The 21,580-nt window shown below is 62.0% G+C and carries 19 protein-coding genes; 7 read left to right on the top strand and 12 right to left on the bottom strand.

Annotated elements, in window-relative coordinates:
• The 3 genes from DBR18_RS17455 (at nt 1) to DBR18_RS17445 (ending at nt 4,558) form a co-directional block, all read left to right on the top strand.
• Nucleotides 1-855, top strand: coding sequence for a MaoC family dehydratase (locus DBR18_RS17455; protein ID WP_108591236.1), 855 nt, complete (start codon nt 1-3; stop codon nt 853-855).
• Between the two features lie 303 nt (nt 856-1,158).
• Complete coding sequence (locus tag DBR18_RS17450) at nt 1,159-2,754, top strand: collagen-like triple helix repeat-containing protein (protein WP_108591247.1); 1,596 nt, start codon at nt 1,159-1,161, stop codon at nt 2,752-2,754.
• Between the two features lie 133 nt (nt 2,755-2,887).
• Nucleotides 2,888-4,558 (top strand): ShlB/FhaC/HecB family hemolysin secretion/activation protein, encoded by a 1,671-nt coding sequence (locus tag DBR18_RS17445; protein WP_108591235.1) that lies wholly within the window; start codon nt 2,888-2,890, stop codon nt 4,556-4,558.
• Nucleotides 4,559-5,020: 462 nt separating this feature from the next.
• Here DBR18_RS17445 and DBR18_RS17430 read toward each other — a convergent pair whose 3' ends face one another.
• The 10 genes from DBR18_RS17430 to cpaB all read right to left on the bottom strand — a co-directional run bounded on the left by DBR18_RS17430 (nt 5,021) and on the right by cpaB (nt 16,021).
• The gene (locus DBR18_RS17430) at nt 5,021-7,420 is read right to left on the bottom strand and encodes an autotransporter outer membrane beta-barrel domain-containing protein (RefSeq protein ID WP_108591232.1); all 2,400 of its coding nucleotides are present in this window, start codon (nt 7,418-7,420) and stop codon (nt 5,021-5,023) included.
• A 302-nt stretch (nt 7,421-7,722) separates the two neighbouring features.
• Entirely contained in the window at nt 7,723-8,085 is a 363-nt protein-coding gene (locus tag DBR18_RS17425) for a DUF6124 family protein (RefSeq protein WP_108591231.1), read from the bottom strand.
• A 456-nt stretch (nt 8,086-8,541) separates the two neighbouring features.
• Nucleotides 8,542-8,823: a DUF3613 domain-containing protein gene (locus DBR18_RS17420; RefSeq protein ID WP_108591230.1), complete on the bottom strand. Its 282-nt coding sequence runs from the start codon at nt 8,821-8,823 to the stop codon at nt 8,542-8,544.
• Nucleotides 8,824-8,834: 11 nt separating this feature from the next.
• Nucleotides 8,835-9,530: a tetratricopeptide repeat protein gene (locus DBR18_RS17415; RefSeq protein WP_108591229.1), complete on the bottom strand. Its 696-nt coding sequence runs from the start codon at nt 9,528-9,530 to the stop codon at nt 8,835-8,837.
• 10 nt (nt 9,531-9,540) lie between these two features.
• Nucleotides 9,541-10,431: a type II secretion system F family protein gene (locus DBR18_RS17410; protein ID WP_108591228.1), complete on the bottom strand. Its 891-nt coding sequence runs from the start codon at nt 10,429-10,431 to the stop codon at nt 9,541-9,543.
• The gene (locus DBR18_RS17405; protein WP_108591227.1) at nt 10,428-11,312 is read right to left on the bottom strand and encodes a type II secretion system F family protein; all 885 of its coding nucleotides are present in this window, start codon (nt 11,310-11,312) and stop codon (nt 10,428-10,430) included. The genes DBR18_RS17410 and DBR18_RS17405 overlap by 4 nt, the downstream gene beginning before the upstream one ends.
• A gap of 10 nt (nt 11,313-11,322) precedes the next feature.
• Nucleotides 11,323-12,594: a CpaF family protein gene (locus tag DBR18_RS17400; RefSeq protein ID WP_108591226.1), complete on the bottom strand. Its 1,272-nt coding sequence runs from the start codon at nt 12,592-12,594 to the stop codon at nt 11,323-11,325.
• Complete coding sequence (locus tag DBR18_RS17395; RefSeq protein ID WP_108591225.1) at nt 12,591-13,781, bottom strand: pilus assembly protein; 1,191 nt, start codon at nt 13,779-13,781, stop codon at nt 12,591-12,593. Before DBR18_RS17395 ends, DBR18_RS17400 begins: the two co-directional genes overlap by 4 nt.
• Nucleotides 13,778-15,049 carry a type II and III secretion system protein family protein gene (locus tag DBR18_RS17390; RefSeq protein WP_108591224.1) on the bottom strand — a complete coding sequence of 424 codons (1,272 nt, stop codon included), beginning with the start codon at nt 15,047-15,049 and terminating at the stop codon, nt 13,778-13,780. The genes DBR18_RS17395 and DBR18_RS17390 overlap by 4 nt, the downstream gene beginning before the upstream one ends.
• 21 nt (nt 15,050-15,070) lie before the next feature.
• Nucleotides 15,071-16,021 carry a Flp pilus assembly protein CpaB gene (gene cpaB / locus DBR18_RS17385; RefSeq protein WP_108591223.1) on the bottom strand — a complete coding sequence of 317 codons (951 nt, stop codon included), beginning with the start codon at nt 16,019-16,021 and terminating at the stop codon, nt 15,071-15,073.
• A gap of 336 nt (nt 16,022-16,357) precedes the next feature.
• Here cpaB and DBR18_RS17380 point away from each other — a divergent pair, with 336 nt between their 5' ends.
• Together DBR18_RS17380 and DBR18_RS17375 are read left to right on the top strand one after the other, a co-directional pair.
• On the top strand, nt 16,358-16,558 hold the full coding sequence (locus DBR18_RS17380) for a Flp family type IVb pilin (protein ID WP_108591222.1): 201 nt from the start codon (nt 16,358-16,360) through the stop codon (nt 16,556-16,558).
• Nucleotides 16,559-16,629: 71 nt separating this feature from the next.
• The gene (locus DBR18_RS17375; RefSeq protein ID WP_108591221.1) at nt 16,630-17,034 is read left to right on the top strand and encodes a response regulator; all 405 of its coding nucleotides are present in this window, start codon (nt 16,630-16,632) and stop codon (nt 17,032-17,034) included.
• Between the two features lie 55 nt (nt 17,035-17,089).
• Here DBR18_RS17375 and DBR18_RS17370 read toward each other — a convergent pair whose 3' ends face one another.
• Together DBR18_RS17370 and DBR18_RS17365 are read right to left on the bottom strand one after the other, a co-directional pair.
• Nucleotides 17,090-17,866 (bottom strand): response regulator transcription factor, encoded by a 777-nt coding sequence (locus tag DBR18_RS17370; RefSeq protein WP_108591246.1) that lies wholly within the window; start codon nt 17,864-17,866, stop codon nt 17,090-17,092.
• Nucleotides 17,867-17,993: 127 nt separating this feature from the next.
• The gene (locus DBR18_RS17365) at nt 17,994-18,464 is read right to left on the bottom strand and encodes a prepilin peptidase (RefSeq protein ID WP_108591220.1); all 471 of its coding nucleotides are present in this window, start codon (nt 18,462-18,464) and stop codon (nt 17,994-17,996) included.
• 75 nt (nt 18,465-18,539) lie between these two features.
• Here DBR18_RS17365 and DBR18_RS17360 point away from each other — a divergent pair, with 75 nt between their 5' ends.
• The gene (locus tag DBR18_RS17360; RefSeq protein ID WP_108591219.1) at nt 18,540-18,980 is read left to right on the top strand and encodes a TadE/TadG family type IV pilus assembly protein; all 441 of its coding nucleotides are present in this window, start codon (nt 18,540-18,542) and stop codon (nt 18,978-18,980) included.
• Nucleotides 18,977-21,580 (top strand): PAS domain-containing protein (locus DBR18_RS17355; RefSeq protein WP_256588768.1); only part of this gene is annotated, 2,604 nt, incomplete at its 3' end. The genes DBR18_RS17360 and DBR18_RS17355, both read left to right, overlap by 4 nt.

Genomic DNA, 21,580 nt, shown 5'->3' with positions numbered 1-21,580 from the left:
ATGAGCATTGAATGGCACACCCTTGACCGTGAACCGAGCCTGCCCGGCCTGTATGCGCGGGCCGCCACGCGGCGCAAGATCACCGGCACCACCCTGCCCGACAGCGGTTTGCGCTGCTGGGTCGATGTGGATAGCCACAAGCTTGCGGCCTATCGCAAGGTCTGCGGCTTTGCCGATGACGGCCTGCTGCCGCCGACTTATCCACATATCCTCGCGTTTGCCCTGCAGATGCAATTGCTCACGGCCAGGGAATTTCCGTTCCCGCTGCTGGGGCTGATCCACCTGAGCAACCGCATTCGCGTGTTGCGCCCCATGGGCGGGATCAGCCGCGCGCAAGTCAGTGTGCGCGTGCACAACCTGCAGCCGCATCCCAAAGGCGCGACCTTCGAGGTGCTGACCACCCTCGATGATCAACTCGGGCCATTGTGGGAAGCCGAAAGCCAAATGCTGTGTCGCGGGGTCAAACTCGACAGCGAGCCGGTCGAACAACATTGGGAACCGTCCCAGATTCTGACGCAGGTGGCACAGTGGAAAGCGCCGGCCGATATCGGACGGCAGTACGCCAGGGTCTCGGGCGACTACAACCCCATTCATCTGAGCGCTGCCAGTGCCAGGCTGTTCGGTTTTCCCACGGCCATTGCTCACGGCTTGTGGAACAAGGCACGCACGCTCGCGGCTCTGGCCGATCACTTGCCCAAGGCCAACCTGGAAATCGCCGTGCATTTTCGCAAACCGGTGCGCCTGCCCGGCGAGGTTTCGTTGCTGGCGAGTGCGGCGGGGTCGAGTGGCGAATTGCGTCTGGTCGGTAAGGGGGATCTGGAACACATGGTGGGTCAGTGGCAACCGGTTGCCTGATCCTCACCTCGGACAAGCCTGTAAATTGTGTATATATCACTTAAGTGTCTGCGCACTTGGCGTCGTACTCTGAAAAACTCCAGGCCTTGATTTTCAAGGCCTTTTTTTATGCGTCTATATCCTGGGTATTAGTGCTTAGGCACTGCGCTGCGCCTTATATATAAAGGCGTTAATACCAACTTGAGAATGGCGGGAAACCTGCGCGCGATCGAGATTGACACCACGGACGAGGCATCGCCGGCGACAGATCGGCGAGCCATCGAAAACGACGAAATGTTGTTACAGGTGCAAGGAATCTCAACCATGAAAACTCAAGTGTGGTGCAAATCGGCAACAGCTCTGGCATTGATCCTCTCCCTTGGCCTCGCGGGCTGCAGCAGCGGCGGTGGCGGCCATCACAGCAGCTCCGGCAGTTCATCGCCAGACAGCGCGACATCGGGTACTGGCGGCACGAGTGGCACTGGCGGTTCCAGTGGCACCGGTGGTACTGGCGGCACCGATACCGCTGGCACAGGTGGCACTGGCGGCACTGGCGGTACGGGCACGACCAACCCAACCAATCCGACGGATCCGACCAATCCGACCAACCCTACTGACCCAACCAATCCAACCAACCCGACCACCACGCCGTTGGTGACCACGACCATGGTACAGGACGTCGGCAAAACCGTCGCTGGCGTTGGCGACGGCGTCGGCCAGGTCGGCGATTCGCTGAGCACCGTTCCGGTCGTCGGTGGCGTCGTGCAGAGCGCGGCCAACACCGCCGGCAACGTGGTCAGCACCCTCGGCAATGGCGTGGCCAACGGCATTGGCAAACTGGGCACCGTCGACAACGGTCTGGGCGTCACCGCATCCTCGGTGGGCGGCGTGGTTTCCGATGTCGGCAACGGTGTCTCGGACCTGAGCGGCAAACTGGCGACTGCCACCGGCAGCGTTCCGGTCGTCGGTGGCGTGGTGACCAAAGTTGCACCGGTGCTCGACGGCGTCGGCGAGAAAGTCACCATGCTCGGTGACACCCTCAGCACCGCCACCACCACCGGGCCACTCGGTTCAGTGACCAAAAGTGTCGGCAACGGCCTGGTGCCGGTGATTGCGATGGTTGAAAGCACTACCGACAAAGTCGGCGATGCGACCGGGCTTGGCGCTCCGCTCAATGGTGTTATCGGCCAGGTCGGTAACGCTGTCAAAGGCGTGGGCGGTCAGGTAACCGGTGCCGGCGGCGGCAACGCCTTGACCAACACTGTTGGCGGCGCTCTGACCAACGTCGGCACCGCCGTCGGCAAGGCTGGCGGGCTGGTCGATAACGGTACCAGCACCGGTGGTGGCCTGGGCGGCGGCCTCGGTGGCGGTCTGGGCGGTACTGGCCTGCTGCAAACCGTCGGCGGCGCCGTGGTCAACGTCGGTACTGGTCTGAACGCCGGTTCCACCAACGGCGTGGTCAGTGCCGGTGGTGTGACCGCTGGCGGGCTGGGCAACACCATCGCTTCACTCAACACCGTACTCGGCGGCTCGGGCACGCCGATCACCGCCACCACCTCGCCACTGGCGACCGTTGGCGCCACCGTCGGCGCAGGGCTTAACCCGGTCACTAGCGCAGTCACCAGCGTGACCCAACAAGTGGGCGCTACGACTGGTCTGGCCGCACCGGTTGCCGGCCTCACCGGTCAGGTCGGCGGAGCGGTCAGCAATGTGGGCTCCACCATCGCCGCTACCAATAATCCGGTCACCACGGCAGTCGGAGGTCTGGTCAGCAACGTCGGTGCCACCGTCGGCTCAGTCGGCGGTCTGCTCAACGGTGGTACCAGTGCCGGCGGCACCGCAACGGGTGGCACCGCAACCGGCGGTCTGGGCGGCGTGCTTGGCGGTCTGACCGGCGCTCTTGGAGGCAACAAACGCTAAATTGCACCTGGCCGATTCGACGGCCTCACCTACAGCGCCTACGCTTGGTTGAGGGCGGAAGACTCCCACGGGTCTTCCGCTTTTTTCTTAGGAAAATTCAGCCCAGCGCTGTGATCTGAACATGGAGTGTCCTATGCGCGTAATGGCATCCCTGCTGTGCCTCAGTCTCAGTTCCGCCGCCCTCGCCGACACCCTGCCCAGCTTTCTCAACAGCAACGAAACCACCCGCAACCTGCCCGTGCCGAATCTGCCGGCAGATGCCTATCGCCCCGCCGCCACGCCCCTGCAAGTACCCGACCCCGGCGCGGCCACGGCGCAGCCGTTGTTGATGGAGACCAAAATCAACCTGAAAACCGTGCAGATCGAAGGCGGCACGATCTACCCGCTCAACGAACTGGCCGAAGTCTACAAACCGCTGATCGGCCATCAGACCAGCCTCGCCGACCTGATCGAAGCCACACGCGACATCACGCGGCGCTACCAGAAGGACGGCTATCTGCTGTCCTACGCCTTCCTGCCGCAACAGCGTTTCGACGACGGCGTAGCCCGAGTGGTGCTGGTCGAAGGTTATGTGCGCGATGTGCAGGTGCAGGGCGATGTCGGCCGGGTCAAAGGCCTGCTCGACGAACTGGCAGCCAAAATCCAGGCCGAACGCCCGCTGACCCGCAAGACCTTCGAACGCTACACCACCCTGATGACCCGCATCCCCGGGGTGACCATCCAGGCGCAAGTCCCGCCGCCCGGCACCACCGACGGCGCAACAACACTGGTGGCCCAGGCCAGCCGCAAACCGTTCACCAGCACCATGAGCACCACCGAAGACAACCGCAACGGCACGCAGGCATTGCTGGGGGTCAGCAGTAACTCGCAGACCGCCATGGGCGAGCAGCTGACCCTGAGCGGGCTGTTTCCGCCGGGCGACGATCACGAACATTACTACCGTCTGGACTACAACCAGTTCCTCAATAGCGAAGGTACGCAACTGAGCCTGTTTGCCTCACGCTACCGAGCCGATCCGGGCACCAATGTGCTCACCAGCGATGGCTTCGAACTCAAACCGCACAAGGAAGATGACCGCTACTCCATCGGTGTCAGCCACCCGTTCATTGCCGCCTCCAACGAGCTGCTTAACGCGGGAGCGCGGCTCTATGCAGTGGATGACAAAAACCGCTACGACGTGGTCGGCTATCCGCTCAGCATCGAAGAGCGCACCAACGTGCGTGCCCTCGCATTCGAAGGCGACTGGCGCAAGAGCGATGCCCGGCAACTGCGGATTCTCAGTGGTGGCGTGTATCAGGGTCTGGACAGCATGGGCGCGCATTCCAACAACCCGGCGCTGGACCTGAACTTCCTGCGCCTGCGCCTCTCCGGGGTGCAAAGCGACAAGTTCTTCGACAACTGGCAAGGCGTGCTGTCGGCCGCGCTGTACTGGAGTGATGACACCCTGCCTGACAGCGAACGCGCGGTGTTCGGCGGGCAGAATTTCGGCCGTGGCTACCCGGACGATCAGGCATCGGGCGACAAGGGCTGGGGTGCGGCTTACGAGGTCAACTACAGTTTCAATCGCGACGGCAACTGGGTGCGCATCCTGCAGCCATACGTGGTGCTGGACCGTTCGAAAACCTGGTTCAACAAGCTGGCGGTGCAGAGCAATGACCTGTCATCGGCAGCAGTAGGTCTGCGTTTTGGCGATGCCAAGTACTACAACATTGCGCTGGAGGCCGCCAAGCCCATGTCCGATGAAGCGCTGGATACGTTCAATCGGCGAGCGCGCTATAGCATCAGTTTCAGCTATCAACTGTAGAGAGTCAGATCAATCAACTGAGCGAGCAGACCGCCTGCTCTCACATTGCAGCACACATCCCTGTGGGAGCGAGCCTGCTCTCACATTGCAGCGCACATCCCTGTGGGAGCGAGCCTGCTCGCGAAAGCGGTGGGTCAGCCAGCATTTTTGTTGACTGACACTACGCCTTCGCGAGCAGGCTCGCTCCCACATTTGAAACGCACATCCCGGTGGGAGCAGGCTTGCTCGCGAAAGCGGTGGATCAGCCAGCATTTTTGTCGACTAACACTACGCCTTCGCGAGCAGGCTCGCTCCTACATTTGGAACGCACATCCCTGTGGGAGCGAGCCTGCTCGCGAAAGCGGTGGGTCAGCCAGCATTTTGTTGACTGACACTACGCCTTCGCGAGCAGGCTCGCTCCCACATTTGAAACGCACATCCCGGTGGGAGCAGGCTTGCTCCCACCGGTTTTAGCGATGTGGATCAGAACGCGTAACGCACTTTCGCGGTGAAGCTGTCGGAATCGAAACCGCTCGAGGTCAGATAGTTGTAAGAGCCACCGACGCTCCAGGCACCCATCCGGTAGTTGGCGCCCAGCCCCATCTCATAACTGTCGCGCACCGGTGTGGTGCCACGGCTGACCGACGACTCGCCCCCCAGCACGAACGCCGACGTGGTGCTGACCTTGTCGCCAATGAAGTCATGCCAGGCCATCAGCTTTGCTTCCGGTTCCAGGCTACCGCTGCCAACATCGAAGGCTGCCGCCAGACGCGCACCAACCCCCATCTCGCCGACCTCATAACGCTGGCTGCCGACCTTCAGCGATGCCGAACTGCCCTTCTCGCGATAGGCATCCATGCCCACATTGGCGTAACGCGCGCCGACTTGCGGCTCCAGCACGACATCAGGCATCAGCCGCAGGCTGTAACCGGCCAGTGCGCTCACACCGAACACGTCACTGTCGTAATCGGCCTTGGCGCGAGTGCCGGCGATGTAACGTTTGGACTCGTTGTCGTTCCAGCCGTACATCAGCGATGTGTCGACGAACCAGTTGTCGTGCACCCAGTTGCCGTACAGCGTCAGTGCATGCCCGGTGACCTTGGTCTTGTTGCCCAGATCAGACTTCACGTCGGTATCAAGGTAGCTGTAGGCCAGACCCAGCGTGGTGTCGGCATTCAACTGGCCATCGGCACCCACCGCGATCCCGTGGCTGTCGGCGTCATAACCGGCCACGCCACGGCGCTCATCCTGATTGGCATCGCTGCTCAGGGCTTGCAGCCACACGCCCTTTTCAGGTGCGCCGGTGGCAGAGCGTGCGCGGCTGGAACGGTCATTGATCACGCCCGAGACCAGCGTCTGGCTGTTGGTCGCGGCGTGAAGCACACCACGGCTGACGTCCGGGTTGAGGGTTTCGCCCAATCGCGCCAACTCGGCATCGGTGCTGGCGCCGGCGAACGCCTGGAACACCGGGTCCTGCTCATCAAGGTGCGCCAGCAGCCCCGGCACATGCCTCACCGCCTTCGCCGCGTTATCACTGCCGCCCGCTGCCAGCGTGTTGTCGACCAACACCTCATCGGGCTTGGTGGTCACCACTGTTTTGATCTCGTTGCCTTCGACACCGAAAGTCTTCACATCCAGCAGCGCGGACGATGAGGTGATGACCAGGTTGTTGCCGCCGATCAGGTTGCCCGAGCTGATCAAGGTGTAGCGAGTGCCGCCCGGGGTCACCTTGAAGTCACTGGAGCGCGCCAGCAGACGCAGTTGCGCCCCCGGCGCAATGTCCGTGGTGCCAGTGACTTTCAATACTGGCAGCGCCGGGTTGGTGTCATTGCCCAGGTAGATTTCCAGCACCGAGTTGGCTTCTTCCATGTCGAAGTCGCCGAAGATTGTGGTATGCGGGCGTACCAGGGTCAGCGTGCCTTCCTCGATCGTGACGTAGCCGGACTTGATGACCGAGCCGTCGAACGTGGCGTCACCGTCGACTTTCACCCCCGTCAACCCCAGCAGATCTCCCTTTACAGTGCCGCCATTGAAATCGAAGTAGCTGATGCCGTCATCGATCTGAATGGCCGCCGTCCCGCCTTCGATCAGACCGCTCAACTGGTTGATGGTAAAAAAATTGCCCCCCGCCGGCTGGTCACTCACATGCACACCGATTGCTTCGCCGGAAATCGTACCGGTGTTGAACAGTGAGGTGCTGCTGAAGCTGGACGGACGATTGAAACGCACGCCTTCGAGTGTAAGCGCTTCGCCATAAAGGCCGGTGGCACGCAGGGTGCCCATGTTGGTAATCGCCCCCTGAACCGTGGCACCGTCAAGCAGCACAGCCACCGAACCCGGACTGTTGACATTGACAGTGGCATTTCTGGAGTTGGTGAACCCGCCAATGTTTGTGTGCGCCAGCAGCACCCCCGTGGGAGAAGCACCGCTGACATCGATACTGCCGGTGTTGTTCACAACGGCGCCCACGGTGCCACCGACCACGGCAATCCCGACTGAGGTGCCAATCCCCGGCAGGCCATGAACCGCAATCGAGCCATCGTTGATCACGCTGGAGGCGATATTGCTCGCCACCACACCGGAATCCACGATATTCAGGCCCACGCCCTGGTTGGCACTTTCGATCCGGATGGCGTCATTGTTGCGCAGCTGTCGCGCGCGCACGCCGCGAAATTGTGCGCCGTAAGTCAGGCCTGTACCGGGTACGGGGGTGGCATCCAGATTGCCGTGCAGATCCACCAGGCCCGTGGTGTTCAGCAGATTGCTGTTCAATGCAGCACTGCTGATGTCGTAGTCGATGCCAGCCAAAACGCTACCGCTGTGCATGGAGGCTGCGGCAATGGACAGCGCCAGCAAAGTGCGGCGCAAGCGAGCGGTATTCACGAGAGATTCCCTTCCAAAACATGAAAAAACAGTTTCAGCAGGGGTGATCACGTCATTCAGGCATCCCTACCGGCCCCACCAGCGCGACTGGTCCGGGCGGCGGGCAATTTACACGAGCCATCATTTTGATACCACAAAAAGTCAACAACATGGCGTCAATCTGCCGACTCACGTCGCGTAGCCTCCTTGTAGAAGCTGCCGCAGGCTGCGATCTTTTGATCGTTGAAAAACCAGATCAAAAGATCGCAGCCTTCGGCAGCTCCTACAGAAGATGTGCGTTTTTTGCGGTTATGTAGTGCTGATCAGGTCTGCGGATCGACCCGATCCAGCGCGCGGTTCACCGCCAGTTCGGCAAGCATGATGATCTGCTGGATGCCCAGCACCGTACTGCGCTGCAGACCACTCAGCTCGCTGGCGAAATTGCTGGTCGCCACGCTGGCGCTGGCCAGCGATTCACAGGCGTGGGCGAGCAGGCTCTCGGTGTCGACGCTCGGGTTGACGAGAAACATCGTACTCGGCTGGGATGGTTTGGCAGGGTTGGGGCACAGGTAGAAATCGAGGGCGCGCTTGATGGCTTCGCGGTTTCTGGTCAGGTCTTCGGCACGCAGAGCTTCGGCGAGCGGAGTAGTGGTTTCGAGGGGCGGGTCGGGAATGAGTTTGTCCATGGAAAAAGCTCCTACTGGGCTGTTGGAGCCACCTCCTGGTCGTTTCCACACGATAAAGAGGTGGCAGCTGTACGCGGGGTGGAAAACCGATCAGTAGGCAACCGGCCAGACCGAGGTCTGCCCACGCACAGCCGCCGCGACGCAGTTTGCAGACGAACGAAGTCGCCGGCAACGATTACGGTGCTGATGCAATGCGTCTACTTGAAATCAGGTTTCCACACCCGGTCGCTGAATTGGCAGCGACAACCCAAGACTAGAGAGCACACGTCCGACGGACAACCTGAAAACCTTGTGGGACGGTTCCGATAAATCCCAAACACATTAAACACACCCAACTGAAATACCCCCCTGTAGGAGCTGCCGCAGGCTGCGATCTTTTGACCTTGATCTTAAAAAACCAGATCAAAAGATCGCAGCCTGGGGCAGCTCCTACAGGGGGGGGGTGTTGGTTTTTCGTTACTGCGTGCCGCCTCCGGAGCCGCTGTCGACCTTGCCGCCCTGCTGCTGATCGAAGAACTCCGGAATCTCATGTTGAAAGCTTTTCAACCAGCGCTGCATCGCCAGCTCACGCTCGGTCGGGGTGACGGTTTGCAATTTCGGCGAGGGCACTTTGTTGCGGCCCTGCAGTTGCAACCAGCCTTCGGTCTCCTGTTGCTGGGCCGAGGCCGGGCCGGCGTCGATGGCGTGGCCGGTCAGTGGCAAGGCCAGCAGGCTGAGGCAGACAATCGCAGCTTTCATCGCAGGTCTCCTTACTTGAGCATGGCCGTGACGGCGGCCGGCGCCGGCACTTTGCCCGGCACTTTGAGTTTTTCCGCACGGTTCTGGGCCTCACTGAATTGCGCCGGGCTCAGGCCCAGGCGACTGACCAGTTCACCGGCGCGGGTCCAGTCATCCTGATAGAGCAAGAGCGTCACCAGATTCAGCGCCGCCAGTTGGTCGCTCTGCTTGAGTTCCATGGCCGTGAGGAACTCGAAACGCGCGTCTTCGATGCGCAGTTGATTGAGGTAGACCACGCCAAGGTCATTGCGGATTTTTTCGTCGGTCGGCGCCAACCGTGCGGCGCGTTGCAGATGCGCCTGGGCCTGGCCGTAATCGGCGCTGGCCGCCGCAATCTGGCCCAACCCGTGTTCGGCCTCGGCCGCCAGACACGTGCCGAGCAGGCCGCGATACAAAGGCTCGGCCTCACTGCGCCCCAGCAGACGATAGACCCGAGCCTTGCGCAGGCGCACGTCGGCAAGGTTGTCCGGCAGACTCTGCAGGTTGGCGAGGCTGGCGTGCAGCTTGCCGTCGTTGGCCATGTCATCGGCAAGATTGAGCGACAGTTGCTGCTCCGAATTGAGCTTGCCGCAACTGGCGTTGCCGGAGAGCGCTTCCCAGGGTGTCTGGCCGGTGTTGGCACAGCCGCCGAGCAACACAAGACATGCACCTGCAATCATTGCTTTCATCACGATCCCTCTAGGCACCCAGCGCTTTGGCCAGAGCGGTGAAGCCCGGGCCGGCCAGGACAATCAATAACGCCGGGAAGAGAAACAGCATCATCACGACGGACATTTTTGCAGACATTTTCGAAATGTATTCCTGCAGCCGGGTCAGGCGCCGGTCGTCGAGCAACTGCTTGAGCGACAGCAGCGACTTCATCGCGCCGCCCCCCTGCTGGAGCAATTGCTGAAGAATCACGCAGGTGTCGGTGAACTCGTCCACTGCCAGCAATTGCGTGGCCTTGTTCAGTTCTTCGCCCAGCTCCAGGCCCGAATCCACCCGTGTCAGCACCAGCCGCAACTCCTGGGTCAGCACCGGCAACAACGCCTGCCCCTCATGGCTCAGCACCCGCAACGCCTGCTCCACGGCCATGCCCGACTCGAACAGGATGCGCAGCAGCGGCAGGAACGTACCGATCTCGTTCGCCAATTGTTTCTGTCGGCGCGCCACCGCCATCACCAACAGGCGCTTGGGCAACAGATAGCCGACACCGAGGGCGAACAGCGGCGCGATCCATTGTTTTTCGACGCTGGGAAAAAACACCCCTTGCAGCAACACCGCGACGATCAGCAGCAACAGCGGCGAGCCGATCTGGCAGGCGGCGAACAGCGAACGCTGGCGCGCGCTGCGCCAGCCGAGGCGGTTGAGCAGCGTCTGGGTTTCGTTGTCGAGCTTGACGCTGTGCTGACCGACCTTGCTTTCGCCCAGCACCTGCAGAAGGTTGCCAAAGCGATTCTGGCGCAGCAGATCGCCCTCGAGCCGACGGCTGATCTGACGGCTGCGCCGGCGCTGCTCGAACAGATGGGCGATCAGCAGCGCCGCGGCACCGAGCAAGAGTAAAGCGCTGATCATCAGGGGCGTGGTCATAGGCTGCGCAACATCCGCCAGAGCAACAGACTGCCGATCACCTGCATGCCGAACGCCGAAGCGAGCATGCGTTGGCCGGACGGGTCATGCCACATGGCAACCAGATAGACCGGATTGGACATCAGGAAGTAACCGGCCATGATGATCGGCAGCAATCCCAGCACCCACGCGGTAAGGCGCGTTTCGCCGGTCATCGCGCGCAACTGGCGTGAAGCCTGGTCGCGCTCGCGGATCATCCTGATCAGGTTTTCCAACAGTTCACTGGCGTTGCCGCCGTAGCGGTGATTGACCTTGAGGCCGAGGGCGAACAGGCGAAATTCATCCTTCTCGTACAGCTCGGCCAGGTCCGACACCGCGTCCGGCAGGCTCACGCCCAACTGCACGTTGCGCTGAACCCGGCCCATGGCGTTTTTCAGCGGATCTTCACTGGCCTCGATGCCGCCGAGCACCGCATCGGCCAGAGTGCGACCGGACTTCAGACTGCGCACGGTGTGATCGAGCAACTGCGGCAACTGCTCGATCATGCGCCGCAACCGACGCTGATAACGCCAACTGACATACAGCCGCAGCGCCACCGGCGGCAGCACTATCAGCGCCAGCAGACCGATCCATCCGGCAACGGCGAAACCGATCAGGCTCGCGAACGCCCACAGCAGCAGCCAGACACCCAGCCGATCGGTCGGACGACCCAGCCCGGCACGCAGGAACGCCCGCTCCAGGCCCGCCCAGCGCGGTGTTTCGGCGCTCAGTTGCGGCTGCCCCTGATTGAGCCGGTCGAGCACGCGCTCCGAGCCGCTCTGGCGCCAGCCGTTGTAGAACAGCCGCAGTGACAGCCCGAGCAAGGCCAGGCAAATCACGATCAGCAACAGCGGTTTGAGCATGCCGTGGCCCTCAATGCGGATGCGCCGGCTCGCGGCGCAGTTTGTCACCGGCCGGGTTGACCGCTTCGCGCAGAAAACCGAAACCGGTGCGCCGGTCGAGACGGAACAGTGTGTTGGTGACGTAAACGTCATCGCGCACGCCGACCACTTCCACCACCTCGCTGACACAACGGCGACCGTCAGGCATCCGGGTCAGCTGGATCACCACATCCAGCGCTGCGCAGATCATCTGGCGCAAGGTGCGCTCGGCGATGGTGCGGCCGGTCAGACCGACCAGGGTTTCCAGACGCAGCAAAGCATCCTGGGCACTGTTGGCGTGCACGGTGCTCATCGAACCGTCGTGGCCGGTGTTCATCGCGGTCAGTACGTCGACCACTTCCACCCCGCGAATCTCGCCAAGGATGATCCGGTCGGGACGCATCCGCAGGGCGTTGCGAATCAGGTCGCTGGCCTTCACTTCACCGTGGCCCTCGGCATTCGGCGGACGGGTTTCCAGACGCACGACATGGGGATGACCCAGTTGCAGTTCGGCGACGTCTTCAATGGTGACAAGGCGTTCGTGCGGGTTGATCAACTGGCTGAGGATGTTCAGCAGCGTGGTCTTGCCGGTGCCGGTGCCGCCGCTGATGAGGATATTGCAGCGCTTGCCCACCGCCTCTTCGATGAAATCGAAGATCGCCTGATCGATGGTCTGCATCGCCATCAGGTCGGTGCTGTTGAGCATGTCCTTGCGAAACTTGCGGATCGACAGGCACGGCCCGTCGAGGGCGATCGGCGGAATGATCGCGTTGACCCGGCTGCCATCGGGCAAGCGCGCATCGACCATCGGCGAGGACTCGTCGAGGCGTCGTCCCAGTGGCGCGAGGATGCGCTGCATGACGCGCTCGACGTGATGCGCATCGATGAAGCGCAGATCGCTCAGGTGCAGCACCCCCTCGCGCTCGATGAACACCCGGTGCGGGCCGTTGACCAGAATCTCGGTCACCGCACTGTCGCGCAGCAGCACTTCGAGAGGGCCGAAACCGGTCAACTCGTCGACGATTTCTTCAGCCAGTCGCTCCATTTCATAACGCGAAATCGCCAGATGCAGACGCGCGATGTATTCGGCGACCTTGTCGATGACGAACTGCGCCAAGACCTGGCGGGAACCTTCGAGCAGGTTTTTCCCGGACTCCTCGATGGCGTCGATGATGTAGCGATGCAGCACCAGTTTCAGGCCGTCGTGATCAGTGTTGCCGGTGGCCGGGCGCTGCGGGCCACCGAACAGTTGCTCGCCGTTCATGGCGTGCCTCGCAGGCGGTTGAACCAGTTGACCTTGGGTTTGGGCAGCCCTTCGGAACGTTTCGCCAGACGCTCGCCGAGGGTGCGCAGGGTCTGGCTGATGGCTTCGCGCGGGGCCAGTTCGAACAGGGTGACGCCCTGGTTTTTCGCGTTGAGACGAATCTCCGGACTGAAGGCCAGCACGCTGATCACTTCCAGGCCGAAGGTCTTGCCGAGGGTGTCGGAGTCCGGTGCGACGTTGCGCAGATAACGGTCCACCAGCAGGCGCCCGTGTTCGAGTTTCATGCCCTTCTCGCGCCACAGATTGAGCACCGCAAGATTGCGCCGGCAATCGAGCACGTTCTGGTCGGTGTACCACAGCAACTTGTCGCAATGGCTGACGAAAGTGCGCAACGCTTCGCTGTCCGGCTGCCCGGTGAGGTTGACCACGATGTGCTGGAAGTGTTGGCGCAAGGCGCTGAGCAACATGTACAACTCGGCGGCGCTGGTGCGCTCCAGCGGCTCGTCGCCACTGGCGTAGGCGAGAATGCGCAGGCCGGCCTCGGCGCTGGTGAAGGCACTGTCGATCAACGTGGCATCCAGACGCCGCAAGTGCCGCAGGGCATCGCCGAAATGGAACGAGCTCTCCAGCCCCAGCAACGCCAGACTGTCACCGCGCGGCAGGCCCAGATCGAGCAGCAGTGTCTGCTGGCCGCTCTTTTGCACCACCAGCGCCATGTGGTTGGCGAGGAACGCGCCATCGGCATTGCTCTGCACGCCGTAGAGCACGGTGAGACCGCCGAGCTGGGCATTGGGCGTGACCGCCGGCAGGCGTTTGCTCAGGCGCCGCACCAGCCCGGCGACTTCACTGGAGCGCGAGCCATAGGCAACGAAATCCCGCGCCCCGGCGCGCATGGCATTGAGCACAAGCTGATTGTCCATACCGTCGCCGAGGGCGACGATGGCGAGCATTGGTTTGGCTTCCAGCACGCCCTCGATCAACGCACTTTGCGCTACCAGATGCTCGCGATCGAGGCCGACGAAGACCAGGCTGGCGAAGGTCACGTCCACCAGCGCCAGCAATTCGTCAAGGCTGCCGCCGCCGGCACTGACCACTTGGCCCAGCGGCGCCAGTGCGCCCTGCAACCATTCAAGATCGGTGTTGTTGCGCGTGATGGCGAGGAAGGTCTGGCTCAGGCTCTGGCTCATTGCGATAACCCGCTGCGTTTATCGAAGTTGCCGTTTTCGAGGAAGTACAGGCGATACCAGTTCGGATCGTAATTGCGCAGTTTCTCCCCGGGCAGTGACGGCAGCGGCGCGTTCGCCGCCAACGGTTGCACCAGGTGCGGCGTGACGATCATCAGCAGTTCACGTTCCTGGCGATTGATCGAGGAATTGCGGAAAAACGCGCCAAGCACCGGGATGTCACCCAGCCCCGGAAACTTGTTCACCTCGGAGGCGTTATTGGTACTGATCAGGCCGCTGATCACGAAGCTCTCGCCATCGGCCAGGGAAATGCTGGTGTCGGTGCGGCGAATGGTGAACGCCGGCACGGTGGTGCCGCCAATCGTCACGCCGTTGTTGTAATCAAGTTCACTGACCTCCGGCGCGACCTTGAGGGCGATGCGATCACGCCCGACCACGGTCGGCGTCAGGGTCAGACGAATGCCGAACTCCTTGTATTCGATGGAGTAGCTGTTGCTGTTGGCGCTCGGCACCGGGATCGGAATCTCACCGCCGGCAAGGAAACTTGCGCTCTGCCCGCTCAGCGCCACCAGGCTCGGCCGCGCCAGGGTGTAGGCGAAACCGCTGCCCTCCAGCGCATTGACGATGCCAAGGAACTTGCTGCTGCCGCCGCCCCAGACAATGTTGAACATGTCGTTGGCCAGTGGAATGCTCGGCACCGCGATCCGTGGATCGATATTGTTCAATGGCACCACGCCGGGCGTGACGCCGGTGTTGGGCACCGTGCCCGGTGCGCCGAACAGAAAGTTGTTCGAGCCCTTGCCGAAAATCTGCGTGCCGGCCTCTTTGAGTTTGGTGCGGCTGACTTCGACGAAACGGATGTCGGTCTGCACTTGCGACGGCAGGGTCGGATCTTCGCCGGCAGGCAGCGCCACGGGGGTCATCGCCGCACTGGCCTTGCCCTGAACGAACACCATGCTCTGGCGCGGCGCACTGGCGCAGGCGCTCCAGACCATCAGCGTGGTGGCGCCGGGGGCGACGCCCGTCAGCAGCACCCCTTGATCGCCGGTCACGCGCACGTCGGCAATTTTCGGATCGCCCACCGCCACCCGCGTGATCGCCACCGGTGATTGCAACGCCTGCTGCAGGCCTTCACCGACTTCCAGCACCGACGGTAGCGGGCCGAGCGCGGCGCAATTGCTGCTGGCGGCTTCAGCGCTGGCAGTCACGCAGAGGCCCAGCAGCGGGGCCAGGAGCAAGCCATTGGACAGGGGCGTAAAGCGTCTGCGCATGTAAAGGCGTCCTTGCTCGATTCAGGGGGTGGGTTGTGCGGTTTCAGCACCGCGGATCACTTCCACGGTCGGTTTGCGCGGGGCGGGTTGACCGGTCACGGCCATGGCCCGGGGCGGCGGTGAAAGGGACAGCTGACTGAACTCCACCAGCTCACGACGCGGGGTGTCGAGGCGTGTCGCAACATCGCTTTCGCCGGCCCAGTATTTCGCCAGTTGCTGCTCATCGGCACTGCGCACGGCCAGACGCAACACACCGGCACCGGACGCCAGCATCAGGCGACTGAGCAACGGTTCCGGCACCGCCAGCACCACGCTGCGCGCGGCGTTGCGTTGCTGCTCCTGCTTGAGACGTTCGTCGTCACTGCGCGCGGGGTTGCCCGGCTGACCGTCGTTGGTCAAACCGCTCTGATTGCCGACCACCAGCACCCGCACGGCGGGTACCACCAGTTGTGCCGAAGGCTGTGGATTGTTTTCGTCCTTGCGCAAAAACAGCAGCACGTCGACGTAGTCACCGGGCGCCAATTGCCCGCCGGCGTTGATCACTTCATCGACCGCCACCGCCAGCGCCCGCTCGCCGGGACGAATCATTCGCGACAGCTGGCTGCCGGGCTCGAAGCTTTCTTCGCTGAGCCAACTGCCGGCGCTCAACGGGCGCCACGGCGTGCGGCCGATGACCTGATCGACATTGCCCAGACTGCCGGCCGGTGCCGTGCGCAGTTTTTCCACGGCAACATCGGCGGCGGTGATTTTCACGAACGGGGCGATGTCGCGCAGCAGTACCACCACGGGCTGGCGCGTCGGATCTTCCACCGGTGCCGGTGCAGCAACCGGCGGCACCACGGGCACAGCCACGGGTGCGGCGACCGGTTCGCCAGCCACCGGTTGGCGGCTCAATGTCAGTCCCCAATACCCGGCGATAATGGCGCCCAGCAGGAACAATCCGGCCAGACCCAACGTGATGCGACTGTTCATGACGGCTCTCCCTTTCCCGCTGCGCGCTCTTCTTATGCAGTGCCCCGTGATTTCAACGAGATAACTTCGCAATCAGGCAGCTATGAACAAGTAACTATTTCGCTATTTGAAGGTAGCGCAGGAAGAACAAAACGCCATTACGAACCGGGAAATATCCAACAAAAGTCGAGGGCACAAGCGCCAAACTCCGTTTTATGCCGGTAAACGGCGCGCTACTACTTTCCGGTTAATTCGTTCTTACAGTTGTAGGCTCGGGGAATGCCGACAATGCTGATGCTGGCACAGGGAAATCATGTTGCGAACGCGCAACACCTGGTGCGCTCAAGGAGAATGCTCATGTCGTATTTCCACATCACCCGGAAAATCAAATCGCAGATCGCCTTCTTCAAAGGTCTGGCCAAAGACACCGACGGTGCATCCGCCATCGAGTACGCCCTGGTGGTCGGCCTTGTGGCGCTGGTGATCGCCGCTTTCGGTAACGGCATCGGTACTCAGGTCACCGCGATTCTGACCCGGATCCAGACCGCGCTCACCTGATTGCACCGATTACTTGTCAATGCGCCCTTTGGGTTCTACCGTCAGAACTCAGTCCATTGCAGGTATCGCCCATGACTTCTCCCGCACCTTCTCGCCAGCAGTTGCTTCTCGTCGACGATGAAGAGGACGCACTGCTGGAACTCGCGGAGTTGCTGGAGGGTGAGGGCTTCACTTGTCATACCGCGACGTCGGTGAAGCTCGCGCTTCACCATCTGACCCGCTACCCCGATATCGCGCTGGTGATCACTGACCTGCGCATGCCCGAAGAAAGTGGCATGTCGCTGATCAAGCGTCTGCGCGAACATACCTCGCGCCAGCATCTGCCGGTGATCGTCACCTCCGGTCACGCGGACATGGAGGACGTCAGCGACATGCTGCGCCTGCAGGTATTGGATCTGTTTCGCAAGCCGATCTATCACGTGCGACTGCTGGAAACCCTGGACAACCTGTTTCCCAAGCCGAAGCTCGCGCCCTAGCCGCATACGATGAAGAAAAGAGGATTTCCCCGGCGAGCGCCGGGGCAGCAGCACATCAGTGTGCGGTCACGCGCTGGCGCAATCCCGAATTGCTCGGCGATAACGCCAGGGCCAACTGGGTGCGGTTGTGCATGTGGGTCAGGCGCAAGACCTGCGAGACATACAGTTTGACCGTGTTCTCGGTAATCCCCAGCTCACAGGCAATCTGATAATTGGTCTGGCCCTTGCCGACCAGCCGTGCAACGTCGAGCTGGCGTGGCGACAGCTGATTGAAGATCGCCGGAATTTCCACAGCCTCGCCCTCGCCACTCGGCTCGCTGTTTTTCGGCGCAGGGCCGCGACGCACCTTGTCGAGATCCTGGTACAGGTCGTCGATCGACTCCGAGAGGTACTGCAACTTCTCGTTCAAGTGGCCCAGTTGCAGGGTTTTCTGCCGCTCTTGCAGCGCCGCTTCCTGACGCTGAAGGCCTTCGAGCATCTCATCGAGATTGATCGGCTTCTGGTAGTAGTCGGCAATGCCGGCGCGCAGCGCCTTGATCACGTCCTGTTTGTCGGCGCGTCCGGTCAGCATGATGGCTTCGAACACCCGCTGCTTGCCCGCCAGGCGTTGCAGTTCCTGGACCAGTTGAATGCCATCCATGTCCGGCATGTGCAGATCGCACAGCACCAGCCCGATGGCGGTGTCTTCGATGAATTGGTCAATGGCCTGCCGGCTCGATTGGCAAGGCACGCAGCGGTAGCCATTGCTTTCAAGAAATTCGCACAGTTCCTCGACAATCAGCGGTTGATCGTCGACCACCAGAACCTTCACAACGGACGTAAGCTTGTTCACTTGCAACTCCATGCTCAGGCCAAAAAGGCTGACCGTTCCTGTACTCACAGCGTGTGGTTGTATAACCGTTGATTTGAAAGTAGACCCACTTTCCTACTATGTACATAGCAGTAGTGGCAGGTGGCGACTAATGGATCCAAAGCAAAGTCAGGATTGTCCCGACCAGCACGAACGGCGCAAATGGCAGCTTTTTTGACTTTGATGGCTCCAGATACCGCACGCGTTGCCTAAGCCCTTGACTCATATGCAGCCAGAGTTTTGGCGCAAGCAGCAGCCACAGCGCGCTGGCGAGCGCGGCGCCGATAAATGCGTCGAGCAAGTGCTGACCGTCCGTCGCAAGGCCCAAGGCTGTCATTAATTTCACATCGCCGGCGCCCAATCGGCGCCATTTGTAGCCGGGCAACGTCATCGCCAGCGCGAGCAAGGCGGCCCAGCCACCCTGAACCGCTTCAGCACCGAGAAAGGTGTTGCCCGTGACCAGCAGATAGATAAGCGCCAAGGCACCGACGCCTAGCGTGAACGCATTGTGAATGTGGCGTTGGCAGGCATCCTGCGCCGCGCAAAGCGTCAGCCAGATCAGTAGGACAATGCTGTGCATGCGGTAAAAAACGTCCGTTTTGGCCGAATGATTCTATGCTGACATTACGTAGTGATTGTCAGGGTAGACGCACTCATGAAAATCAACCTCCCCCGCAAGCAAAAAGGCGCCGTGGCGATCGAATTCGCCCTGGTGTTCGTGGTGTTCTTCGCGGTGTTTTATGGTCTGGTGAGTTACAGCCTGCCATTGATGCTGATGCAGTCGTTCAACGAATCCACCGCTGAGGCCGTGCGCCGCAGCGTGGCGCTGGATCCGGCCACCGCCAATTACCCCGTAGCGATCACCACCCTCGCCCGCACGGAGCTGAACCGACAATTGGGCTGGCTGCCCGTCGCGCTGAATTTCAATGCCGCCACCGATAGCAACATCACTTTTGCCGGCGGCTTGCTGACGGTGAGCATCAATTACCCCACCGCCAAACTGAATCAGGCGCTGCCGTTTCTGGTGCTGCCGGGGATCGGTACGGTGCCGCGCCTGCCAGCGACGCTGAGCGCGTCTTCGAGCCTGCAATTTTGAGTACCGGAGACACCTTGTTCGGTCGCCTGCGCAATCGCTCACCCGGCCCTTTCGAGGTTCCAGCCAGGCCTGCGGCAAGCGTCGGCCTGCAGCTTTACCTCGACAATGCAGGCCTCGTCCAACACCTGAGCGGACCGCTGCGACATCTGCTGGCGCAACGGCTCGCCAGCCGGGAACCCGCGCACCTGCTGACCTACCTTTCAACGCATAGCAGCCTGGCGGTGGAGGGTCATCCGGCCGATTGGCAGGGTCAGTTGCTCGACCTGGATTTTGCCACTCAGGCCGGGCCGCCCCTGCATCTGCGCGGCTGGGTGCAGCCACAGGAAGAAGGCTGGCTCCTGCAGCTGCTGGACATCGGCGACCTGCTCGGCGAACGGCAGCAGGCGCGCAGCCGTGAACAGGCACAACGGCTTGCCGGGCAGATCCGCGATCACTTGCGCCTGTGCAGCCTCGCGCGCCTGCCGCAGGTGCTGAGCGAACAATTGCAACGCCTGAGTCAGCATCTGCACATCCCGTGTCTGGCGGTGGCGTTGCTCGATGAACAGGATCAGGGCTGGCAGATTCATCAGCAATACGCCGCCCTCGATGCGCCGCAGTTGTGGAGCCCGGCGCAGCGTCTGGGCACCGCGCTGGATCATCTGCCCAGCACAGCGCCGCAGACGCTGGCGGCCCGCGAACCTTCGCTCACGAACACGATATTCGGCCCGCACAGCGGCTTTGCCGTGCCCTACTGCGACGCCCGGGGTGTGACGGCATGGCTGCTGTGCGGCGCTTATGAACCTGGGCAGCAAGCGCCGGATCTCAACGATCACGACTGGCTGTCACTGACAGCGGCGGTCACCGCGCCATTGCTTGAGCGTCTGCGCGAGCATCGGCATCAGCAACAACTGGAACGTCTGGAAACCCTGCAAGCGCTGCTGGGCACCGGTTGGTGGGAGGTGTTCGACGACGCGCAGGTGCAACTGGCCAAAGCACTGGCCGACAGCCTCGGCCTGCCCGCCACTCGCCTGGCGGTGCAGGATTGGCTCGCCCTCGTTCACCCCGCCGACCGCGATGAACTGCGCAGCCATCTGCAAGCGTTGCAGGATCAAGGCACGCCCCTGGAACTGTGCATACGCCTGCAACGTGCCGGAGCGGCGACGCCGCTGTGGTATCGCTTGCAGGGGCAGGCCTTGGGTAGCGGTGCAGAACGGCGGCTCGTCGGGTTCATGCTCGACATCAGCGACATCAAGAATCAGGAGCAACAGGCCGCCGCCGCACATGCGCGGCTGGACAACCTGATCGCCAGTTCTCCGGCAGTGATCTACGTGCAGCGCTACGTCGAAGGCGCGCTGCAACCGACATTCTTCAGCGCCAGCCTGCAAGCGTTGCTCGGCTGGAGCCTGGCCGACTGCGCAGATGGCAGGCTGATCGAACACGTGCATACCGAAGACCGCGCGCACTATTTCGAACGCACCCGACAGTTGCTGCGCGAGGGTTCGGTCAGTGCGCGCTATCGGGTGCTCGACCGTCAGGGCCAGGCACACTGGCTGCTCGATGAAGCCAGATTGTTGCGCGACGACCTCGGCCTGCCGGTCGAAGCCGTGGGTCTGTGGCTGGATGTCACCGATGCGACCCTCGCCGCCGAACAGGTCAAGGCCAGCGAAGAACGCTACCGGATTCTTGTCGAAGACTCGCCGGCGATGATCTGCCGCTATCGCCCGGACCTGACCCTGACGTTCGGCAACCGGCCATTGGCGATGTACCTGGAATGCACGCCGGCGCAACTGCCGGGGATCAACCTGGGCAGCTGGATGTCAGCCGAGCAGCGCGAAGCGTTCCTTCATCGCCTGGCGCAACTGACGCCGCAGGCACCGGTGAGCAGCGCCGAAATCAACCTGAGCCTGCCGGGTCGCGAACATGCGTGGTGGATCTGGTCGGATCGTGGAGTGTTCGATGAGCGCGGACAGTTGCTCGAAGTGCAAGCGGTGGCTCGCGACAACACCGAGGTGCGGCGATCACAACAGCAACTGACGCAGAGCGCGAAAATGGCCACCCTCGGCGAAATGGCCACCGGGCTTGCACACGAAATCAATCAGCCGCTGAACGTGATGCGCATGGCCATCGTCAATGTGCTCAAGCGCCTGGGCAATGGCGATGTCCAGATCGACTATCTGACCGACAAGCTCAATCGCATCGACGCGCAGGTACAACGCGCCGCTCGGGTGGTGGACCACATGCGGGTGTTCGGGCGGCGCTCGGAAATCGAGCAGCAGCCGTTCAATCCGCTTGATGCGATCGAAGGCACCTTGTCGCTGCTGAGCGAAGGCCTGCGTGGCAAAGGCGTGGAACTGCGGGTCAAGGAATCGAATCTGCAGGTGCAGGTACGCGGCTATGTCGATCAACTGGAGCAGGTGCTGATCAACCTGATGGTCAACGCCCGCGATGCGCTGCTGGGCAAGCGCGAAGCCAACCGCGATTTCCAGCCATGGATCGCGGTGTCCGCCGAGAGCGACGAGCATGTGGTTCGCCTGTGGGTGGAGGACAACGGCGGTGGTATCGATCCGCGTTTGCTGGAGCGGATTTTCGAGCCGTTCTTCACCACCAAACCGGTGGGTGTC

The organism is Pseudomonas sp. HMWF021, from assembly GCF_003061005.1.
In the GTDB taxonomy this organism is placed as follows: Bacteria; Pseudomonadota; Gammaproteobacteria; order Pseudomonadales; family Pseudomonadaceae; genus Aquipseudomonas.
Note: the sequence above shows the minus strand (reverse complement) of the source record. Positions and strands in the feature narration are given on the sequence as shown.

What these genes read in the sequence shown, in the direction of transcription:
- DBR18_RS17455 (WP_108591236.1), top strand. Translation starts at nt 1, where the DNA reads ATGAGCATTGAATGGCACACCCTTGACCGTGAACCGAGCCTGCCCGGC.
- DBR18_RS17450 (WP_108591247.1), top strand. Translation starts at nt 1,159, where the DNA reads ATGAAAACTCAAGTGTGGTGCAAATCGGCAACAGCTCTGGCATTGATC.
- DBR18_RS17445 (WP_108591235.1), top strand. Translation starts at nt 2,888, where the DNA reads ATGCGCGTAATGGCATCCCTGCTGTGCCTCAGTCTCAGTTCCGCCGCC.
- DBR18_RS17425 (WP_108591231.1), bottom strand. Translation starts at nt 8,085, where the DNA reads ATGGACAAACTCATTCCCGACCCGCCCCTCGAAACCACTACTCCGCTC.
- DBR18_RS17420 (WP_108591230.1), bottom strand. Translation starts at nt 8,823, where the DNA reads ATGAAAGCTGCGATTGTCTGCCTCAGCCTGCTGGCCTTGCCACTGACC.
- DBR18_RS17415 (WP_108591229.1), bottom strand. Translation starts at nt 9,530, where the DNA reads ATGAAAGCAATGATTGCAGGTGCATGTCTTGTGTTGCTCGGCGGCTGT.
- DBR18_RS17410 (WP_108591228.1), bottom strand. Translation starts at nt 10,431, where the DNA reads ATGACCACGCCCCTGATGATCAGCGCTTTACTCTTGCTCGGTGCCGCG.
- DBR18_RS17405 (WP_108591227.1), bottom strand. Translation starts at nt 11,312, where the DNA reads ATGCTCAAACCGCTGTTGCTGATCGTGATTTGCCTGGCCTTGCTCGGG.
- DBR18_RS17400 (WP_108591226.1), bottom strand. Translation starts at nt 12,594, where the DNA reads ATGAACGGCGAGCAACTGTTCGGTGGCCCGCAGCGCCCGGCCACCGGC.
- DBR18_RS17395 (WP_108591225.1), bottom strand. Translation starts at nt 13,781, where the DNA reads ATGAGCCAGAGCCTGAGCCAGACCTTCCTCGCCATCACGCGCAACAAC.
- DBR18_RS17390 (WP_108591224.1), bottom strand. Translation starts at nt 15,049, where the DNA reads ATGCGCAGACGCTTTACGCCCCTGTCCAATGGCTTGCTCCTGGCCCCG.
- cpaB (WP_108591223.1), bottom strand. Translation starts at nt 16,021, where the DNA reads ATGAACAGTCGCATCACGTTGGGTCTGGCCGGATTGTTCCTGCTGGGC.
- DBR18_RS17380 (WP_108591222.1), top strand. Translation starts at nt 16,358, where the DNA reads ATGTCGTATTTCCACATCACCCGGAAAATCAAATCGCAGATCGCCTTC.
- DBR18_RS17375 (WP_108591221.1), top strand. Translation starts at nt 16,630, where the DNA reads ATGACTTCTCCCGCACCTTCTCGCCAGCAGTTGCTTCTCGTCGACGAT.
- DBR18_RS17365 (WP_108591220.1), bottom strand. Translation starts at nt 18,464, where the DNA reads ATGCACAGCATTGTCCTACTGATCTGGCTGACGCTTTGCGCGGCGCAG.
- DBR18_RS17360 (WP_108591219.1), top strand. Translation starts at nt 18,540, where the DNA reads ATGAAAATCAACCTCCCCCGCAAGCAAAAAGGCGCCGTGGCGATCGAA.